This is a genomic window from Pseudomonas sp. NUPR-001 (assembly GCF_052147955.1).
Lineage (GTDB): Bacteria > Pseudomonadota > Gammaproteobacteria > Pseudomonadales > Pseudomonadaceae > Aquipseudomonas.
The window spans coordinates 1,951,094-1,967,139 of sequence record NZ_CP197353.1 but is presented as its reverse complement, the minus strand read 5'-3'; the positions used below and the strand labels follow the sequence as shown (position 1 = coordinate 1,967,139).

The following is a 16,046-nucleotide window of genomic DNA, read 5'->3' as shown; positions in this document are numbered from 1 at the left end:
GCCGGTTTTTTGTGCCTGTCAGCGCTATCAATGCACCGGTAACTCGACACCTTCGAACAGCTCTTCGAGCTCTTGCTTGTTATGGCACTGGATGGCCTTGGCCATCACTTCACGGGTCAGGTGCGGTGCAAACTTCTCGATGAAGTCGCACATGAAGCCACGCAGGAACGTGCCACGACGGAAGCCGATCTTGGTCACGCTGGATTCGAACAGTTCGCTGGCATCGAGCACCACCAGGTCATTGTCGAGCTTGGTATCAACCGCCATCTTGGCGACGATGCCGACGCCCAGGCCAAGGCGCACATAGGTCTTGATCACGTCGGCGTCGGCGGCGGTGAACACCACTTTCGGCGTCAGGCCGCGATGATTGAAGGCCTCGTCGAGCTTGGAGCGGCCGGTGAAACCAAACACGTAGGTTACGATCGGGTATTCAGCCAGGGCCTCCAGGGTGAGCTTTGGCAGCTTGGTCAGCGGGTGACCCTGCGGCACCACCACACAACGGTTCCAGCGATAGCACGGCATCATCACCAGGTCACCGAACAGCTCCAGCGCCTCAGTGGCAATGGCGAAATCCACGGTGCCGTCGGCGGCCATTTCGGCGATTTGCATCGGCGAGCCCTGATGCATGTGCAGCGCGACTTCCGGGTATTGCTTGATGAAGTTGCTGATCACTGGCGGCAGCGCATAGCGCGCCTGGGTGTGCGTGGTGGCAATCGACAGCGTGCCTTTTTTCTCGTTGGAGAATTCCTGGGCAATCTGCTTGATGCTTTCGACCTTGCGCAGAATTTCGCCGGCCGTGGTAATGATGCGCTCACCGGCGGGCGTCACGCGGGTCAGGTGCTTGCCGCTGCGGGCGAACACTTCAACGCCCAGTTCGTCCTCAAGCAAGCGGATCTGCTTACTGATACCCGGCTGGGACGTATACAGACTCTGCGCTGTCGCGGAGACGTTGAGGTCGTGGTGCGCCACTTCCCAGATGTAGCGCAATTGTTGAAGCTTCATAGGTATCCCTCAAATCAGCTGGGCGTCACCGGCAGCAGCGACGATTTATAACTATATTAGTGGTTTGAAGAATAAATCTAGAACTATTTTAGCAGTCTAGTGGCAATCTACCGAGAACGCCTTGTCAGGCCTTGCGCCGCCCCAGGTGCTGAGCCAGCGGCACCATGTACACCGGCACCGGCGACAACTGCAGCAGACGCACCGCCGTGCGCCCGATAGGAATATCAACGCCCGCCCCCTGGCTGTGGCTACCGAAGATCAACAAATCGACGCTCAGGCGCTGCGCCTGGTCGAGAATCACTTGCGCCGGATCGCCCTGACGCACTCGTACCGCTTTGATCAACGCCAGGTCCGCCTCCTCACCCAACTCATCACGAAAGTTGTCGAGCACCCGCTGCTCGATGTTGGCCATGACGTTGTTGACCCCCTGACTGTGCAGTTGGTCCAGCGTGCGTTCGTCCAGATAGCTTTGCAGCAGCGACTCCGCGAATTGCCCCATGGGTTCGACGGCGTGAATCACATACAGCTCTGCATTGAAGGTTCGCGCCAATGCCAGCGCGTGTTGCATGACAAAAGGCGCGTATACACCGAGGTCAGTGGCATACAGCATGGAACGGATCATTCGACCTCCTTGACTGCCGCGTGGGCAGAGCAAGTTTCAGCTTAGCAGCGCGCCAATGAGCTGCAGTTCCGTCTGGCGCCCTGCAGCTGCGGCCTAGCCCAGGGTCGGTTCGTTGCTGATGCCGTGCGGCACATGACCGGTTGCCACCACACTGCGCGCCCGCTCACAGTGGCCGGCCTGGTCATCGAAAAACACATCGGCCGCGAAGGCTTCAAGAAAGGCCGACTTATCCAGGCCACCCAGAAACAGCGACTCATCCAGGCGGACGTCCCATTCACGCAGGGTACGAATCACCCGCTCATGCGCGGGTGCCGAACGTGCGGTGACCAGCGCCGTGCGAATCGGGCAGGCGCCTTCCGGAAATTCCTTCTGCAACTGGTTCAGGGCGGCCAGGAAGGGCTTGAACGGCCCGCCGCGCAACGGCTCGCGGGCCGACTGCCGCTCATTGGCCTGAAACGCCTCCAGCCCACCCAATTGATAAACCCGCTCCGACTCGTCAGAGAACAGCACCGCATCACCGTCGAAGGCGATTCGCAGTTCATCACTGGCGGCGCGTTGCGCCCCACCGGAAAGGATGGTTGCCGCCGCGAAGCCCGCATCAAGCGCACTGCGCACATCATCGGCATCGGTAGACAGGAACAGATGACAGCCAAAGGCTGCCAGATAAGGGTACGGGCTACGCCCACCGACAAAGGCTGCGCGATAAATGCCCAGGCCGTGATGCTCAATCGAGTTGAACACCCGCAGGCCGGTATCGGCACTGTTGCGCGACACCAGCACCACCTCGACCCGAGGCTGGCCAAGACGCGCATTGAGCCCCAACAGTTTCTCCACCAACGGAAAGGCATCGCCGGGCTCCAGCACCTCATCCTCATGCTCGATCTGACACTGCCGGTAAGCCTCGACCCCCTGCGCCAGATACAGACGATGGCTTTCACTCAGATCGAACAGCGCTCGCGAAGAAATCGCAACCACCAACTTATCGCCAAGACTCTTGCTCATCACCGGTTCCTGTCATTATGCCGATCAACAAACGCCAACGCCTGATACAGCGCCTCCATCCGCGGCAAGCTGCACCCCGCCCGCCGCGCTTGCTCCAGCGGCTCGGCATAGATCGCCGCCAATTCAAGCGGCCGCTTCAAGGCAAAATCGTGGTACATGCTCGGCCAGTAGTCCGGCATCTTTTCCGTCACTGCGAACAGATGCTCAGCATAGCCCTGGGGCAACTGATGGCCACAGCTGCGCGCGCCCTCAACCACTTCCGCCATCAACGCCTGAATCAACGCCCGACTGTGCGGATCGGCCATCAATGGCGTGGTGCTGGCCTTGAGCAGCACCGACAAGCCGTTATACGGCACATTCCACACCAGCTTTTGCCAGCGCGCTTGCTCAAGGTTGTCCATGGCCTGAGAGTCGATACCTGCGGCGTGAAACAACGCCGCACCCTCCTCTGTGATGCGCTGACGCTCGGCGGCGTTCAGCGCCGGGCCACTGTCATACCCCAGGTTCACGGTGCCCAGCGCCTGATGCCGGATCACACCGGGCGCCTGGCGGTTGACGCAGATAAAGCATAAACCGCCCAGCAGGTGCAGATGGTCGGCCAGTTGCGGGCGCAATTGCTGTTCGACGCCCAGACCATTTTGCAGCAACACCACTTTGCAATGACTGGCGGCCGCCTGATTGATAATCGGCGCCAGCTCCGCATTGCTGGTGGTCTTGGCGCCTACCAGCAGCCAGTCACAGCGCGGCATATCGGCGACATCAGCATAGGCATTGACTGCCATCTGCAGCGTGCCGTGCAGCGCACTCTCGACCCGCACACCGTGACGGCTCACTGCCTCGAACTCGCTGCGCAAGAGGAAATGCACGTCGAACCCTGCCCTGGCCAGCATCAGACCGTAGAAGCCGCCAATGGCGCCGGTTCCGATGATGCCAATACGCGGACTGCTGGTGTTCATCTGCTTTCCTCAACCCTTAACGTTTTTTCTTCAATTTTTTTACACATAAAACAATCGTTTTGCGCAGCCTCACTATACTGAGGCGAACAAGGTCAAAAAATCGACACGGAGTCGATCATGCGCGGATACCTGCCTCACCCGGACGACATCCCGGTCGAACTGACCCTTCGTCCGTCGCCCAGCTTGTTCCGCCAGCGTTTGCACACTATCAGCCTGGGCGGAATCGCCTGCAACCACCCTCGCGCCTACCGTCGCGGCATGGCCATCGAAATGATCATCCCCTCCCTTGGCGAATCGGCGCGTTACCCGGGCTATGTCGCCTGGTGCCAAAAACAGCGAGACGGTTATCGGGTCGGCATTGCCTTCATCGATGAACAGGCGCTGTTTGGCGCCAGAATGAGCGAGCAGATCTGCCAGATCCAGCACCTTTACCAGCAACTAGCCCTGGCTGAAGCCTCCCCACCCGACCTCGATGCCCTCGCCCGGCAATGGGTCAGCCTGCACGCCGGAGAGTTCTCCGAAGCCAACCTTGAAGCCAGCCATACCCGACAGATTCTCATTTAGGGGCAAAAACCCTGCGCCAACGGGCTTTGAGCCGCAGGAAAGCAGGTGCTACCCATTGTCGAACAACGGTGTAACGCGCTAAGGTTCCGCTCCCCGCTGCGTTCAATCTTGCTGCTCCGCCGCACGGGGATCGCTGGCGGCCGGCACCCGTGACCTGACGAGTAACACGATGGCTGATTTACCGATCGATGACCTAAACGTTGCCTCCAACGAGACCTTGATCACCCCCGATCAGCTCAAGAAGGAAATTCCCCTGAGCGCCACTGCGCTCAAGACCGTGACTGCGGGCCGCGAAGTGGTGCGCAATATCCTCGATGGCAAGGATCACCGCCTGTTCGTGGTGATTGGTCCGTGCTCGATCCATGACATCAAAGCCGCCCATGAATACGCCGAGCGCCTCAAAGCCCTCGCCGCCGAAGTGTCCGACACCCTGTACCTGGTCATGCGCGTGTACTTCGAGAAGCCACGCACCACGGTCGGCTGGAAAGGCCTGATCAACGACCCATACCTGGACGACTCGTTCAAGATTCAGGACGGCCTGCACATCGGCCGCCAACTGCTGCTGGATCTGGCAGAAATGGGCCTGCCTACGGCCACCGAAGCGCTCGACCCGATTTCTCCGCAGTACCTGCAAGATCTGATCAGCTGGTCGGCCATTGGCGCACGTACCACTGAATCGCAGACCCACCGTGAAATGGCGTCGGGCCTGTCTTCGGCGGTCGGCTTCAAGAACGGTACCGATGGTGGCCTGACGGTTGCGATCAATGCCTTGCAGTCGGTTTCCAGCCCGCATCGCTTCCTCGGTATCAACCAGGAAGGCGGCGTGTCCATCGTTACCACCAAAGGCAACGCCTACGGCCACGTTGTGCTGCGCGGTGGCAACGGCAAACCGAACTACGACTCCGTCAGCGTCGCCCTGTGCGAGCAGGCACTGACCAAGGCCAAGATCAAGCCGAACATCATGGTCGACTGCAGCCACGCCAACTCCAACAAGGACCCGGCCCTGCAGCCACTGGTCATGGAGAACGTTGCCAACCAGATCCTCGAAGGCAACCAGTCGATCATCGGCTTGATGGTTGAAAGCCACTTGAACTGGGGCTGCCAGGCGATTCCGAAAGACCTCAACGACCTGCAGTACGGTGTTTCGATCACCGACGCCTGCATCGACTGGGACGCCACCGAAAAAACCTTGCGCAGCATGCATGCCAAGCTCAAGGACGTACTGCCCAAGCGCAACCGCGGCTAACGGGCAGATTCACGGGGCAGGCTTGCTTGATGTAGGAGCGGGCTTGCCCCGCGATCTGATCTACTTCAGTTACATCATCTCGCGGGGCAAGCCCGCTCCTACCAGAAATCGTGATGCTCAGGCCTTGGTGGAGTGGCGCTGCTGGCGCTCCATGTAGCGCTCCACGTACGAGCATGACGGAATCACGGTGTAACCCATGTCTTCTGCGTACTGCAACGCCTTCTCGGTCAATGCTGCGGCAATACCCCGCCCGCGCAATGCATTGGGAACAAAAGTGCGGTAAATATCCAGGGTTTGCTTACCCAGGTCCATGTAGGTCAGGTAAGCACGATGACCGTCCACACTGGTCTCGAATTGATGACCAGCCTGGTCATGGTGGATGGACAACGCCTCGCTCATCACTACTCCTCGCGGGTCTTTTGATCAGACCCTTACCTTACCGATGTTTGTCCGGCGAAGGAACCTCTACGCCACCCCGTGCCCGTTTGGACAGCAAGAACAGCCTGGTCGTTCTATGGCTAAACAGCACGTACAAATAGTAGGCGCCCAGCGCCCGGATGCTCAAGGTGTCTGGTCGCAATTTTTGTGCACTTGCAGTCAGCGATCCAGGTCGCGCGCAGCGGCCAGAACAGTTGCCGGATGTTGTAGTGCTATGACGTTCGATGACACTTTAAGTCACCGTTAGTTCAACAAAAAAACACACTTGCTACACTTGAATACAGCCGCCGCGGCGGCGCCTTCACAGTTTTTTTACAAAGGCTGTGTAGGTCCCGGGACAGGCGTATTTTTTTGCAGTTCTTGCGCTCTGTCAGTTTACTTACTACAAGTAATGGGTACTATGTACACCGGCTAGTTTCTCTTTGCTGAGAGATGGCTATTTAATAGAAAGTCCTTGAAGGGGAACACGATGAACAACGTTCTGAAATTTTCTGCTCTGGCTCTGGCCGCAGTTCTGGCTACCGGTTGCAGCAGCGTATCCAAAGAAACCGAAGCTCGTCTGACCGCTACTGAAGACGCAGCTGCTCGTGCACAAGCTCGCGCTGACGAAGCCTACCGCAAAGCTGACGACGCTCTGGCTGCTGCTCAAAAAGCACAACAGACCGCTGACGAAGCTAACGAGCGCGCTCTGCGTATGCTGGACAAAGCCAGCCGTAAGTAATTATCCCTCGGGATTTTTATTTGGAGCCGACCCACTTGTGGGTCGGCTTTTTTATGCGCGTTTGACGGGTAGGAGCGGGCTTGCCCCGCGATGCGATGTGCCTGATAAACCGCAATCGCGGGGCAAGCCCGCTCCTACCGGGATATGCCCATACATGCCGACAACCCGCGAAGAATCTTTTTTATTGCCCGCAAGAAAGTGATCGCCAGAAACGACAAGGCCTGCACAATGGCAGGCCTCGACTACAGCAATCCAGCAACGAGCTATTACAGGTCCAGCGGTACGCTTGAAACCATCGGTTGCTGCTGCCCGCTGGTCGGCACGGCGATTTCCACCGGCATACCGTCTTCAGCGGCCACCACGTCACGCACCATGTCCCAGTTCATGCGCAGGTTGTTCGCCAGGTCTTCGCGCTTGAGCAAGGCGTTGATCACTGCCGTGTGCTTGTCGACCACCGACGGATCGCCTTTGTCATCCAGCGGCGTATGCGCCTCGAGGTAGACTTTGCCAGCACTCAGGCCGAACTTGTAAGGCTCGTTGATGATCCGCACCGAAACACCGACCGGTGCCATTTTCGCCAGCTCCAGTACGTTGTTGTTGAACATGCGGAAGCAACCGTGGCTGGTACGCATACCGATACCGAACTTCTTGTTCGAACCATGGATCAGGTAACCCGGCACACCCAGGGTGAACTTGAACGGCCCAAGCGGGTTATCCGGCCCTGCCGGCACCACGGTAGGCAGGATGTCACCGTCTGCGGCGTGCTCCTTACGGATCGAGGCCGGTGGCGTCCAGGTCGGGTTTGGCGTCTTGGCCGTTACCTTGGTGTTGGCAATCGGCGAGCCCCAGCCTTCACGGCCGATACCCAGCGGGTAGGTGTGCACCACGTTCTGCCCTTTCGGGTAGTAGTACATGCGGTACTCGGCCAGGTTGATGACGATACCTTCACGCGGGCCCGGCGGCAGGATGAAACGGGTCGGAAGGATGATCTCGGTACCCGCTCCCGGCAACCAGGGATCGACACCCGGGTTGGCGGCGATCATTTCCAGGTAGCCCAGGTCGTTGGCCGTGCCGATATCGGCGAAGGTATCTTCGTACTTGGCCTTGATCACCTGGACCTGGCCAATGACGTCTTCGCCAGGCGGTGGCAGGGGAAACTCCAGCGCAGCAGCAGGGCCTGCCGCCAGCAGGGCGGCCAGGGACAGGCAACGGGTGACGGCGGGAAAGCGCGGCAACATCCGGGAAATCCTTCGCTAATTCAGTGAGGTCAAGACGACGATTGTACACCGCCCCCAGCACAATCGGGAGTGAACCGGGCGTTTGAAGGCGGGTTAAGGGATGAAAGGCTATTACCAGCTGTTACAGCTCAGGCCAGACCGGCCGGGTGCCACGGCGCTGAGCATCGAGAATCGCCCGGCACAGCGAGCACAGCCGCCGGTCACGGTAAATGCCGCGTTCGACGGCCGACCAGCGCGGCTGCGCAGGCAGCAGCGTGCCACACAAGGTGCGGTCGGCCGAGCCTCCCAGCTCAAGCTGGCGGGCCACAAGATGGACGCGGATCTCCTGGCAGGCGAACAGGTCAAGCTGTTCGTCAGGCTCGATCAATTGATAGGCAAACAGGGACCAGGCGGGACGCGGCATCGGGGGCTCCAAATCGGGGGCGCCACATTAGCCGAAAGCCGGTCAGTATAAAAGCGTCAAAGCAGCGGTTTTAGCTGCGGCCAGGCATTTTCCAGCAAGCGCGGCTGGGCGCTCGGCCTTGGATGGATGCCATCGGCCTGCATCAGCTCGGGCACCCCGCCCACGCCTTCAAGGAAAAACGGCACCAGTGGTACCTGCTTTTCACTGTGCAGATTGGCATAGACCTGGGCAAAGGCATCGGTGTAGCGCTTGCCATAGTTAGGTGGCAAACGCATGCCCAGCAACAGCACCTTGGCGCCGGCAGCCTGAGCGTCGTCGATCATCGAAGCAAGATTTTGTTGCAATTGCTTGGGTTCCTGCCCGCGCAGGCCATCATTGCCACCCAATTCGAGCACCACCAGGGCTGGCTTGTGCGCTGCAAGCAGCGCTGGCAGCCGCGCCTGGCCTCCTGCGCTGGTGTCGCCGTTGATCGAGGCGTTGACCACTTTGGCGTCTATGCCCTCGGTTTCAAGGCGTTGTTCGAGCAAGGCAACCCAGCCCACCTGGCTATCCATGCCGAAACCGGCACTGATACTATCGCCGACAACCAACACGGTACCCGCTGCCGCACTCTGGGCCAGCGCCATCAAGGCCAGGCCAACACTCAATAACCCTACTCGCATCGGATTCTCCATGGGCCCCAGCATTCTCACTGCGTGCAACCTTAGCAAAGTGGTTCCCAGCGCGGAAGGCGACCTGACCATCCTGCACGAACTCTCACTGGAACTGAAACAGGGTGACAGCCTGGCGATTGTCGGTGCTTCAGGCTCAGGAAAATCGACACTGCTCGGCCTGCTGGCCGGCCTCGACTTGCCCAGTGCCGGCAGTGTGACTTTGGCCGGGCACGACCTGGGGCCGCTGGACGAAGACCAACGCGCCCGGGTGCGCGCCGAGCACGTTGGGTTCGTGTTCCAGTCGTTCCAGTTGCTCGACAGCCTCAATGCCCTGGAAAACGTCATGCTGCCACTGGAGCTAGACGGTCGCCGCGACGCCCGCGAACACGCCCGCAGCTTGCTGGAGCGGGTGGGCCTGGGCCAGCGCTTGAGCCATTCACCCCGGCAATTGTCCGGTGGTGAACAGCAGCGTGTCGCCATTGCCCGGGCGTTTGCCGCCGAACCGGCAGTGCTGTTTGCCGACGAACCGACCGGCAACCTCGACAGCCATACCGGCGAACGCATCAGCGACCTGCTGTTCGAACTGAACCAGGAACGCGGTACCACCCTGGTGCTGGTCACCCATGACGAACGCCTGGCCCAGCGCTGCCGCCGTCTGATCCGCCTGGACGCCGGCCATCTGGTCGCGCCACTGGAGCCCTGATGGCCCGCCTGCCGTTTTTCCGCCTGTTCGCCCTGGCCCTGCGCCAGTTACTGCGTGACGCCCGTGCCGGTGAACTGCGCGTATTGTTCTTCGCCCTGTTGGTAGCGGTGGCCGCCAGCACTGCCATCGGTTATTTCGGCGCCCGCCTCAATGGTGCCATGCTGTTGCGCGCGACCGAGTTCCTCGGCGCCGACCTGGTGCTGCAAGGCAGCTCCCCTGCCCAACCGGAACAGATTGCCAGGGGCAAATCCGCCGGGCTGCTACACGCGCAGGTGGTCGAGTTCTCCAGCGTGATCGCCACCGACAACGGTATCCAGCTCTCCAGCATCAAGGCTGCCGACAGTGCTTACCCGTTGCGCGGCGAGCTGCGCAGCGCCGCCGAGCCCTATGCCAGTGAGACGCCTGGCGGCGGACCGGCAGCGGGTGAAGCCTGGGTCGAACCGCGCCTGCTGGCGGCGCTGAATCTGAAGATTGGCGACAGCATCGATGTCGGTATGAAAACCCTGCGCATGAGCCGGGTACTGACCTATGAGCCCGACCGTGCGGGCAATTTCTACAGCCTGACACCACGGGTACTGATCAACCTGGCCGACCTCGACGCCACCGGCGTAGTGCAACCCGGCAGCCGGGTCACCTACCGCGAGCTGTGGCGAGGCGAGCCCGAGGCGCTGGCCAGCTACCGCGATAGCGTCAGCAAAAGCCTGGCCCCCAACCAGCGCCTGCAAGACTCACGCGATGGCAACCGGCAGATTGGCGGCGCCTTGGGCAAGGCTGAGCGCTACCTGAACATGGCCAGCCTGGTGGCGGTACTGCTGGCCGGCGTCGCGGTGGCGTTGTCGGCCAGCCGCTTTGCCACCCGCCGTTTCGATGCCAGCGCCCTGTTACGTTGCCTGGGCCTGTCGCGCCGTCAGGCGCTGAGCCTGTTCTGCCTGCAACTGGCAATACTCGGCAGCCTGGCCGCTGTCAGTGGCGCCCTGCTCGGCTGGTTGGCGCAACTGGGCCTGTTCAAACTACTGCAAGGCCTGATGCCTGCACAGATTCCCCCGGGTGGCCTGGCCCCTGCATTGGCTGGCGTCGCCACCGGACTGGTGGCCCTGGCCGGTTTTGCCCTGCCGCCCCTGGCAGCCCTGGGTCGCGTGCCGCCGCTGCGGGTGCTGCGCCGTGACCTGCTGCCCGTGCCGCCCAGCAGTTGGCTGGTGTACGGCGCAGCATTGCTCGCCCTCGGCCTGATCATGTGGCGCTTGAGCCTGGACCTGCTTCTGACCTTCGCATTGCTCGGCGGTGGCCTGGTCGCAGCCGTGCTGCTCGGCGGCCTGCTATTGCTCGGCCTGCGCAGCCTGCGGCAGTTGCTGGCCGGCTCGCCCCTGGCCTGGCGCCTGGGCCTGGGCCAACTGTTGCGTCATCCGTTGGCGGCTGCCGGGCAATCCCTGGCCTTTGGCCTGATCCTGCTGGCGATGGCCCTGATTGCCCTGCTACGCGCCGAACTGCTCGACACCTGGCAGAACCAGTTGCCCAAGGATGCGCCGAACTACTTCGCCCTGAACATCCTGCCCGACGACAAGAACACCTTCGCCGAGCGCCTGAGCGAGTTCTCCGCCGAGGCAGCGCCGCTTTACCCGGTTATTCCAGGGCGCCTGACGGCCATCAACGATCAGCCCGTGCAACAAATCGTCAGCAAGGAGTCCACTGGCGACCGCGCCGTGCAGCGCGACCTGAGCCTGACCTGGGCCGCCGACCTGCCTCAGGGTAACGCCCTGAGTGAAGGCCGCTGGTGGCAAGCCAGCCCTGAGACCGGCAACACCCTGCCCGGCGTGTCAGTAGAGACCGAACTGGCGCAGAGCCTCAAGCTTAAGCTCGGCGACCAGCTCACGTTCAATATCGGCGGCCAGCAACGCCAGGCTGTGGTTACCAGCCTGCGCACGGTCAACTGGGACAGCTTCCAACCCAACTTCTACATGATTTTCCAGCCGGGTACCCTGCAAGACCTGCCCACCACCTACCTGACCAGTTTTTTCCTCGCCCCCGGCCACGACCAGCAAGTGGTGGCGCTGTCGCGAGCTTTCCCGGCAGTGACCATCCTGCAGGTCGATGCCCTACTGGAGCAGCTGCGCAGCATTCTCGCCCAGGTGACGCTGGCGGTGGAGTATGTGCTGTTGTTCGTGCTGGCTGCGGGCCTGGCGGTGCTGTTTGCCGGTCTGCAGGCCACGCTCGACGAACGCATTCGCCAGGGCGCCCTGCTCAGGGCTCTGGGTGCCGGACGCGGCTTGCTGGTCAAGGCCCGACGCATCGAGTTTGGCTTGCTCGGGGCCGCCAGCGGCTTGCTGGCAGCGATCGGCTGCGAACTGATCACCCTGCTGTTGTACCGCTACGCCTTCGACCTGAGCTGGAGCCCGCATCCCTCGTTGCTGTTGCTGCCGGTAATAGGCGCTTTGCTGGTGGGTGGCGCTGGCGTCTACGGCACGCGTCGGGCGCTGAATGCCAGCCCGCTGAAAGTGCTGCGTGAAGGTTGATGACAAGCGTGTGGTGGATATGAGGTATCGTTAGGCGCCTGAACACCACTCGCCCTACCTGACCGATGAAGGACGACGCTTGGCTACAAACATCATCACCCGAGAAGGTTACGACGCGCTGAAAAGCGAGCTGGATCATCTCTGGCGCACCTACCGCCCGGAAATCACCGCCAAGGTCGCCTGGGCGGCATCGCTGGGTGATCGCAGTGAAAACGCCGATTACCAGTACAACAAAAAGCTGCTGCGCGAAATCGACAGGCGCGTGCGCTATCTGCGTAAACGCCTGGAAGACGCAAAAGTCGTCGACTACTCGCCGGAACAGGAAGGCAAGGTGTTCTTTGGCGCCTGGGTTGAAGTCGAGAACGACGACGGTGAAGTGAAGACCTTCAGGATTGTCGGCTACGACGAGATCTACGGGCGCAATGACTACATTTCCATCGACTCGCCGATGGCCCGCGCCCTGCTGAAAAAAGGCAAAGATGACGAGGTGGTGGTGCAGACGCCCAACGGCGAGGCCACCTGGTACATCAACAGTGTCCGCTATACCCCACCCGGTTCACCTGACAGCCCCTGAACGGCTGATGTGCTTGCTGCAGCCAGTACGCTCACCCAGCGGCGAATCGCCGCAGGCGTGACTCGCCCTGGCCGCTGCCCCGTCCCAACTATGTGCTCCGGCACTTGGAACAGCAGACAAACACAACAATACGGCCTGACCCTACATGCATGCCCAACGAAAAGCACTGCACAACGAACTGCATGCTCGCCCGTCCCTGTACTTCGACGAGCCCGCCCATGTGTATCACCTGGCATTTCTCGGCACTGCCGCGCAGTGCAATGCCCTGCTGCAGCGCTGCAGCCCCGACTCGGTCGAATCCGAAGCGGCGCAGGGCGTCACTCAACTACAGGGCCACCCGTTCAAGTGGGAGCGCCACGCCGAATTCTTCACCGTGACCCTGGTGGTGCCTGCCGAACACAGCGACCTGAACTGGGGCACACTGCCCCCGGCACTGGCACAGGCGATCGAGCCCTATCAGGCGCTGATCATCAATGCCGTGCAGGTGATCGTGCGTGACGAAGCCGGGCTCGACCTCAGCCGCTACGCCTTCAAAGACCCCAGCGGTTCCTGCGTTGGCGGTGGCGACGCGGTGGTCTGGAGCGACTTTCGTCTGACCGAAGACGGTACCAACCGATTTCTGTTCGTTAACCGCCGGCTCAACGCCTATCGCCAGGGCCGCATGATCCGCCGCCTTTTGGAAATCGAGACCTATCGGATGATGGCCTCGTTGAGTCTGGACACCGCCAAAGCCTTGAGCAGTCAACTGGATGACTACGAGCACAGCCTGGTCAGCCTGTCGGAACGCAACGTGGCCAGTGACGGTGGCAATGCCAAGGCCTTGCTGGCAGACATCGCCCAGCTGTCACGGCAAGTGGTAGGCAGCACGGTGAAGAGTCGTCATCGCTTCAGCGCAACCCAGGCCTATGCACAACTGGTGTTCGAGCGCTTGGGCGAATTGCGCGAAAGTCATGTCGACGATTACCAGCGCCTGGGCATTTTCATTGAGCGCCGCTTCAAGCCCACCGTGCGCTTCTGCGCCGCCACCGAGCAGCGTCTTGAGCAAGTGGCCGAAAGCGTCGCCAACCTCGGCGACCTGTTGCAAGCGCGGGTGCAGGTGGAGATGGAAGAGCAAAACGCCGAGATCATGCGCAGCCTCAATGCCCGCGCCGAGTCGCAGATCAAGATCCAGCGGGCGGTGGAAGGCCTGTCGATCATCGCCATCACCTATTACCTGCTGAGCCTGTTCAAGCTGATCTACGCCGGTTTGCATACCTTGGGCGCACCGATTTCAGCGCGCGATGCGCTACTGGCAATGGCGCCGGTAGCGATGCTCATCCTGTTGGTGATTTTGCTACGAATCAGAAAAGCCAAGGAACATTGAGCCCAACCCTGATCAACCGCGGGTGATCAAGCCCTGGCGCGCAACGCGGGTCAGGTGCCCGATCACTTCGGCGGCGTCGGCGGCGCTGGGCGCCTGGATCACGGCGAGGTCAAAACGGTCGCTGGCGAACTGGTCGAGGGAGGCGCAGGTGTCGGCGAACTGAATCAGAAAGGCAGTCGCACTGCCTTTGCGCCGCGGCCAGCCGTCGAGGTAACGCAGGAGGGTTGGCTGGTGGCTGCCGCCCAGCAGAATACGCGGCACGCGAGTGGCCTGGCTGGCAGGCAGAGGGGTCAAGCAGACACTGGTACGTGGACAACTCATGGAGTATTTCTCCGCCTCGCAGATCCCGCTGGGCTGCGGTGGGAGGCGTCACCGAACCAGCGTTTTAGCGGTATTCGGTGAACCCCATCGGGTTCTCCTGCGCCCCGCAAGTAGCTGTTTAAATCGGCGCAAGTCAGCATCCTAGAGAAGCGGCGGGCGGGCTGTCAACTGTAGGAATGTGTAGGGGCAACGGGGTTTATCGTTTTTGATCGCGGGGTTCAAGCGATGCGCGGGCGCGGTCGAAGGCGAGGAAGTACTTGTTGACGCTGTTGACGTAACTGACCGGTCCCATGCCGACCTGCTCCATGGCGATGCGTTCGGTCTGGAAGAACCACTGGTTGCCGTTCAGGCCTCGTCGTCGGGCTTCGGCGCGCATGGCTTGGACCCGCTCCGGGCCGAGGTTGTAGGCGGCCAGGGTAAAGGCCATGCGCTCACGCTCATTGAGCTGGTTGCTGGAGAAGAACTTGCGACGGATCATCGCCATGTAACGCGCACTGGCGCGGACATTGCCATCAACATTGCTGATATTGCTCACCCCTACCCGCTGGGCGGCGCTGGGGGTGATCTGCATCAACCCATGGGTTCCCCCGGCACCTCGGGCCGCAGGATTGAGCGATGACTCTTTGAAGGCTACCGCCGCCAGGTTCAGCCAATCGATATTCTGTTCACTGCCATGGCGCTGCAACACCGGGCGCAAGGCTTCCAGGCGCTTGCGATCAGTACGCGCCAACGGATTGTGCACCCGGTACAAGCGCCGGTAGATACGCTCGAAGGCCGCGTCCTGGTTCTCCGGGGGCCGGTAGCCCTGCAAGAAACGGTCAACACTGGCGTGCAACATCACCGCATCGCGGCGCACATACCAACGCATGGCGTCGGGGGCGGCGACCTGGACGTTTTTATCGATACGCAGCTTGGGCATCACCCGCGCCCAGCGCTGGGCAATGGGCTGCTCGACAACGGTCAGGTGAAAAATGCCGGCCTGAACCATTTCCAGCACATCCTCTACGGCGAGGGTCGGATCAACCCACTCGACCTTAATTGGCGGTAGTTTGCGCAACGCCAGTTTCTGATTGATTTCATGGATCGAATCACCCGCGGCACTGGCGCTGGTCAGGGTCAGCGTGCGTCCGGCCAGTTGCTCGACGCGCTGCAAGCTACGTTCGCCTTTGCGCCCCACCAGCACCATCGGCACGTTATCGACCACCGGATCGCTGGCCACCAGGCCACGGGTGGAGGTGGGATCCAGCAATTCGCCCGGTGCCACCAGATCGGCTTCACCGCGCTGCAACGCGGCCAGTAGTTGCTCCTTGGCCCGTGGAATTATTTTCAGCTTTATCTCCTGGCCGTCTCGGGCGCGGCCATTGAGGTAGTGTTCGAACGCCCGCAAACGATGGTATTCGACCCCCACCGGCACACCCTTGACCTCGCCGGAGCTGTTGCGGCTCTGATTGACCAGCACCTTGAGCACCCGACTGCTACGGATCTGCGCCAGGTCGCGAACCTGGGTCTTCGACACCGTTTGCTGTGGCCCGGGCAGGCGCGCGCTGGCCGCGCCTGCGTGAAGCAGCCCCAGGCTCAGCACAATCAACAAAAACAGCGCTCGGGTCATCCGTTCAAAGGTCCGTGCGTGTGTGGGTGGCGCCATAGTGTGCGGTCGTTCCGTGACAATTGACCGCAAAAGACCACGACAACTCATTGAAGTTCTTCGATTTATCGAAATTCCGCGAGCT

Annotated in this window: 17 protein-coding genes; 7 read left to right on the top strand and 10 right to left on the bottom strand. The window is 61.1% G+C overall.

Annotation, left to right across the window (positions count from 1 at the left end; genetic code table 11):
* Nucleotides 1-27 precede the first annotated feature (27 nt).
* The 4 genes from cysB to ACP6KB_RS09100 all read right to left on the bottom strand — a co-directional run bounded on the left by cysB (nt 28) and on the right by ACP6KB_RS09100 (nt 3,582).
* Complete coding sequence (gene cysB / locus ACP6KB_RS09115) at nt 28-1,002, bottom strand: HTH-type transcriptional regulator CysB (RefSeq protein WP_442113404.1); 975 nt, start codon at nt 1,000-1,002, stop codon at nt 28-30.
* A 124-nt stretch (nt 1,003-1,126) separates the two neighbouring features.
* The gene (locus tag ACP6KB_RS09110; RefSeq protein WP_442113403.1) at nt 1,127-1,624 is read right to left on the bottom strand and encodes a universal stress protein; all 498 of its coding nucleotides are present in this window, start codon (nt 1,622-1,624) and stop codon (nt 1,127-1,129) included.
* A gap of 93 nt (nt 1,625-1,717) precedes the next feature.
* The gene (locus ACP6KB_RS09105; protein ID WP_442113402.1) at nt 1,718-2,626 is read right to left on the bottom strand and encodes a 5'-nucleotidase; all 909 of its coding nucleotides are present in this window, start codon (nt 2,624-2,626) and stop codon (nt 1,718-1,720) included.
* Nucleotides 2,626-3,582, bottom strand: a complete 957-nt coding sequence (locus ACP6KB_RS09100; protein ID WP_442113401.1) for a putative 2-dehydropantoate 2-reductase — start codon at nt 3,580-3,582, stop codon at nt 2,626-2,628. Before ACP6KB_RS09100 ends, ACP6KB_RS09105 begins: the two co-directional genes overlap by 1 nt.
* Before the next feature lie 117 nt (nt 3,583-3,699).
* On the opposite strand from ACP6KB_RS09100, the gene ACP6KB_RS09095 reads away from it, so the two are divergent.
* Both ACP6KB_RS09095 and ACP6KB_RS09090 read left to right on the top strand, forming a co-directional pair.
* The gene (locus ACP6KB_RS09095) at nt 3,700-4,146 is read left to right on the top strand and encodes a PilZ domain-containing protein (protein ID WP_442113400.1); all 447 of its coding nucleotides are present in this window, start codon (nt 3,700-3,702) and stop codon (nt 4,144-4,146) included.
* Nucleotides 4,147-4,315: 169 nt separating this feature from the next.
* A complete protein-coding gene (locus ACP6KB_RS09090) occupies nt 4,316-5,392 on the top strand; it encodes a 3-deoxy-7-phosphoheptulonate synthase (RefSeq protein ID WP_442113399.1) in 1,077 nt (358 codons plus the stop codon).
* A 117-nt stretch (nt 5,393-5,509) separates the two neighbouring features.
* On the opposite strand, the gene ACP6KB_RS09085 is transcribed toward ACP6KB_RS09090, so the two are convergent.
* Nucleotides 5,510-5,791 (bottom strand): GNAT family N-acetyltransferase, encoded by a 282-nt coding sequence (locus tag ACP6KB_RS09085; RefSeq protein WP_028941432.1) that lies wholly within the window; start codon nt 5,789-5,791, stop codon nt 5,510-5,512.
* A 508-nt stretch (nt 5,792-6,299) separates the two neighbouring features.
* Here ACP6KB_RS09085 and oprI point away from each other — a divergent pair.
* Nucleotides 6,300-6,551 carry an outer membrane lipoprotei OprI gene (gene oprI, locus ACP6KB_RS09080; RefSeq protein WP_003259780.1) on the top strand — a complete coding sequence of 84 codons (252 nt, stop codon included), beginning with the start codon at nt 6,300-6,302 and terminating at the stop codon, nt 6,549-6,551.
* Between the two features lie 266 nt (nt 6,552-6,817).
* Here oprI and ACP6KB_RS09075 read toward each other — a convergent pair whose 3' ends face one another.
* From ACP6KB_RS09075 to ACP6KB_RS09065, 3 genes are all read right to left on the bottom strand, one after another.
* Nucleotides 6,818-7,789, bottom strand: coding sequence for a L,D-transpeptidase family protein (locus tag ACP6KB_RS09075; protein ID WP_442113398.1), 972 nt, complete (start codon nt 7,787-7,789; stop codon nt 6,818-6,820).
* Between the two features lie 121 nt (nt 7,790-7,910).
* Nucleotides 7,911-8,192, bottom strand: coding sequence for a hypothetical protein (locus ACP6KB_RS09070; RefSeq protein ID WP_442113397.1), 282 nt, complete (start codon nt 8,190-8,192; stop codon nt 7,911-7,913).
* A gap of 56 nt (nt 8,193-8,248) precedes the next feature.
* Nucleotides 8,249-8,854 (bottom strand): arylesterase, encoded by a 606-nt coding sequence (locus tag ACP6KB_RS09065; protein ID WP_442113396.1) that lies wholly within the window; start codon nt 8,852-8,854, stop codon nt 8,249-8,251.
* 10 nt (nt 8,855-8,864) lie between these two features.
* On the opposite strand from ACP6KB_RS09065, the gene ACP6KB_RS09060 reads away from it, so the two are divergent.
* The 4 genes from ACP6KB_RS09060 (at nt 8,865) to ACP6KB_RS09045 (ending at nt 13,995) form a co-directional block, all read left to right on the top strand.
* Nucleotides 8,865-9,548 (top strand): ABC transporter ATP-binding protein, encoded by a 684-nt coding sequence (locus ACP6KB_RS09060; RefSeq protein ID WP_442113395.1) that lies wholly within the window; start codon nt 8,865-8,867, stop codon nt 9,546-9,548.
* Nucleotides 9,548-12,058 carry an ABC transporter permease gene (locus tag ACP6KB_RS09055; RefSeq protein ID WP_442113394.1) on the top strand — a complete coding sequence of 837 codons (2,511 nt, stop codon included), beginning with the start codon at nt 9,548-9,550 and terminating at the stop codon, nt 12,056-12,058. Before ACP6KB_RS09060 ends, ACP6KB_RS09055 begins: the two co-directional genes overlap by 1 nt.
* Nucleotides 12,059-12,137: 79 nt before the next feature.
* Nucleotides 12,138-12,632 carry a transcription elongation factor GreB gene (gene greB, locus ACP6KB_RS09050; RefSeq protein ID WP_442113393.1) on the top strand — a complete coding sequence of 165 codons (495 nt, stop codon included), beginning with the start codon at nt 12,138-12,140 and terminating at the stop codon, nt 12,630-12,632.
* A gap of 145 nt (nt 12,633-12,777) precedes the next feature.
* Entirely contained in the window at nt 12,778-13,995 is a 1,218-nt protein-coding gene (locus tag ACP6KB_RS09045) for a DUF3422 domain-containing protein (RefSeq protein WP_442113392.1), read from the top strand.
* A gap of 12 nt (nt 13,996-14,007) precedes the next feature.
* On the opposite strand, the gene ACP6KB_RS09040 is transcribed toward ACP6KB_RS09045, so the two are convergent.
* On the bottom strand, nt 14,008-14,316 hold the full coding sequence (locus ACP6KB_RS09040) for a hypothetical protein (RefSeq protein WP_442113391.1): 309 nt from the start codon (nt 14,314-14,316) through the stop codon (nt 14,008-14,010).
* A 196-nt stretch (nt 14,317-14,512) separates the two neighbouring features.
* The gene (locus ACP6KB_RS09035) at nt 14,513-15,925 is read right to left on the bottom strand and encodes a transglycosylase SLT domain-containing protein (RefSeq protein WP_442114282.1); all 1,413 of its coding nucleotides are present in this window, start codon (nt 15,923-15,925) and stop codon (nt 14,513-14,515) included.
* Nucleotides 15,926-16,046: the final 121 nt, after the last annotated feature.